At 56.0% G+C, this 2,872-nt stretch carries 1 protein-coding gene and 1 pseudogene; both read right to left on the bottom strand.

Features of this window, described 5'->3' with window-relative positions:
* Positions 1 to 82: 82 nt before the first annotated feature.
* Positions 83 to 1,888 carry a putative bifunctional diguanylate cyclase/phosphodiesterase gene (locus Q4Q11_RS31375; protein ID WP_498571929.1) on the bottom strand — a complete coding sequence of 602 codons (1,806 nt, stop codon included), beginning with the start codon at positions 1,886 to 1,888 and terminating at the stop codon, positions 83 to 85.
* A gap of 533 nt (positions 1,889 to 2,421) precedes the next feature.
* Positions 2,422 to 2,748: pseudogene (locus Q4Q11_RS31370) on the bottom strand (IS481 family transposase); the annotation flags it as partial.
* Between the last annotated feature and the right edge of the window lie 124 nt (positions 2,749 to 2,872).

Raw genomic sequence — 2,872 nt, 5'->3', positions numbered from 1 at the left:
ATACTGATCTATGCCGTTTAAGTTCGCAGCAGCGATAATCCAGATATTCACTCCGGGGGCAGCGTCTGCTATCGGGAGACGATCACAATGACTGCGGAAGCTCCCGTTTCGATTGTTCCTTGCGCCACTGCGACAATGGATCACCGTCACGTTTCGATCGAACCTGATCCATTTCCGGCACCTCCCGGCCGACATATCTGGCATAGACGGAAATCGGCTGCGGTCGCCCGACCAGATAGCCCTGCACCTGGTGACAACTTTCGCGGGTCAGGAACGCAAGCTGGTCTTCCGATTCGACGCCTTCGGCAATCACCGGCAAATCCAGGCCTCGCCCCAGGCCGATAACCGCACGAATGATCGCGGCGGATTGTGACTGCCCGGCCTGGCGTATGAAGGATTGATCGATCTTGATTTTATCGAAAGGGAAGGATTGCAGGTAGGACAAAGAGGAATAGCCGGTCCCGAAATCATCCATGGCAATCCGCACGCCGAGACCCTTGAGACGCCCGAGTGTCGCGATTGCCCGCTCGAAATCGTCAATCAATACGCCTTCGGTGATTTCGAGCTCCAACCGATCAGGCGAGAGACCGGTATCGACGAGAACGGATCGCACGAGATTGGAAAGATCGCCGTGCTTGAACTGCACGGGCGAGAGATTGACGGCGATCTGCAGCTCATTCGGCCAGGAGGCCGCTTCCTTGCAGGCCGCACGAAGCACCCATTCCCCGAGTTCGATGATCAGACTGCTCTCTTCGGCAATCGGAATGAAGACAGAAGGCGGAACATTGCCGCGGGTCGGATGGTGCCACCGCAGCAGGGCTTCAAAACCCATTATGTCTCCGCCGATGTCGGCTTGCGGCTGATAAACGACGGCAAGCTGTTGCAGCGAGAGAGCGGCGTGGAGGTCGCGCTGCAACGACCGCTTTTCGCGCAGCCATTGGTCCATCTGCGGCTCGAAAAACCGGATTGTCCCCCGACCTTCGGCTTTGGCACGATAAAGCGCAGCGTCGGCATTGCTCATCAGAACCCCCGCGCTGCCACCGTCTGCCGGGAATACCGCCACGCCGATGCTTACGCCGATCCGGACCCGGGTTCCATCGATATCGGCGTCCTCGCTTAGGGATGCGATAATGCGGTCCGCGAGGCTCGATGCGAATTTGACATCGTGTTCAGCCAGCACCATGAACTCGTCGCCGCCAAGCCGGGCAACGAATGCCTCGTCCGATATCGCGCGTAAACGGTCGGCTATAGTGCACAAGAGAAGGTCGCCGGCATTATGGCCGAAGAGGTCATTGACCTCTTTGAAACGGTCCAGATCAAGGCACAGCACCGCGAACGGAAAGTCCTGTTCCCTGTTTTTTTTAATCAGAACATCGAGTTCTTTCTTCAACGCCGCCCGGTTGGGCAGATCGGTCAACGGATCATGCAAGGCCAAATGGGTTATTTGCCTCTCGGCATCTCTGTGCTCAGTCACATCCTCGTGGGTGGATACCCATCCGCCATCGGCCGTACGCTCATGATGCACACGGATGACTTTTCCGGACATGAGTTCGGCCGACCAGTTTTGCGGAGAAGGGCTCGAATTGACCGCGTCACACCAATCCAAATATTCCTGATGGGAGATAGGTGGGCAGGCACCCGCCGCATATCGCAACTCGGCGATCTCTTCCAATCTCATGCCCGGTATTATTGCTTCCGGCTCAATGCCATAGACTTCAGCATAACGGCGGTTGGAAAGAACCAGGCGCCGATCCGCATCGAAGAAACAAACCCCCTGCCCCATTTTTTCCAGCGTTGTGGCGAACTGCATGTTGACGAGCTTGAACTGCCTTTGTGCCGCCTGCAGTTCGAGTTGCGTTCGCAGGCGCGCCAACAATTCCTCATTTATGACAGGTTTGACAATGCAATCCACAGCGCCGGCGGCTAATGCTTTGACACGGCTATCGATATCCGGCGACACGATTTCGATCACCGGCAGATCTTGAAAAACTTCGTTCTCGCTGCGGCAGCGGAAAAATTCATCGGCAACCGCCGCATCGACAAGGATGATGGCTGGTTCGAGATATCGCCAATGCTCCGCCATCGTATGGAAATTCGAAAAACAAACGCATGACAAGCCGGCCTTTCTTATGTTGGTCGCCATGGCCAAAGTCTCGGAATCGCCGTCACAGGCAACGAGTACCAGGATGTCTGGCGTAAACTTGACGTCAGAAGCGCTCATCGCAACTCTCCTCTTCGGTCGCCGCTCCTATCGACGAACCGACCTCCCAGTGCAAAACCCGCGGCAGTATTCAGCGGTAAAGCAATATCTCTCCATCGCCGAGGGACAGGATACAGTCTATAAATAAATATATCATTGATTACTTAATTCGATATATCTAAAGCATCATGGTGAATATTCCGCAACGATGGCTCGAACTCATCGGCATCCGGTAGCCGGCTCGACAAACCGTATTGTGATACGCCTGAGGTCGGGATGGTATCTCGCAAGCAGCCCAGCACGTCTCCCAATGGCAGCGGCGTCCTTTGCCGGAAAGCCGCCACGATGGCTTCCTCGTCCGGCGTCAGCACACTGCTTTTGAGAGACTTGGGACCCATCGGCGCATGGGGGCCGCTTACGCCACTTGGTTACCGTTTTCGGGTTCAGGCCGTAGCGGCGGCGGGGGAGCGGATACTTTCTTGCGACGCTTGGAGTTCGGCTCGAAGACGCCGCGTCGTGCGGGCGCTCCCGTGAAGAACACTTCCCATAACGCATCCTCTTTCTGACGACTGAGGATCAATCGTGCACCATCGCACTCGGGGACTGCACCTGGCTAAAATGATCATTAAGGTAGAAGTTGATCTCGGTTTGCGATGAAACGGAGTGTCCTCC

It is taken from the genome of Rhizobium sp. UFLA01-1127, from assembly GCF_059803845.1.
The sequence above is the reverse complement of the archived record's forward strand: the minus strand, read 5'-3'. Positions and strand labels throughout refer to the sequence as shown.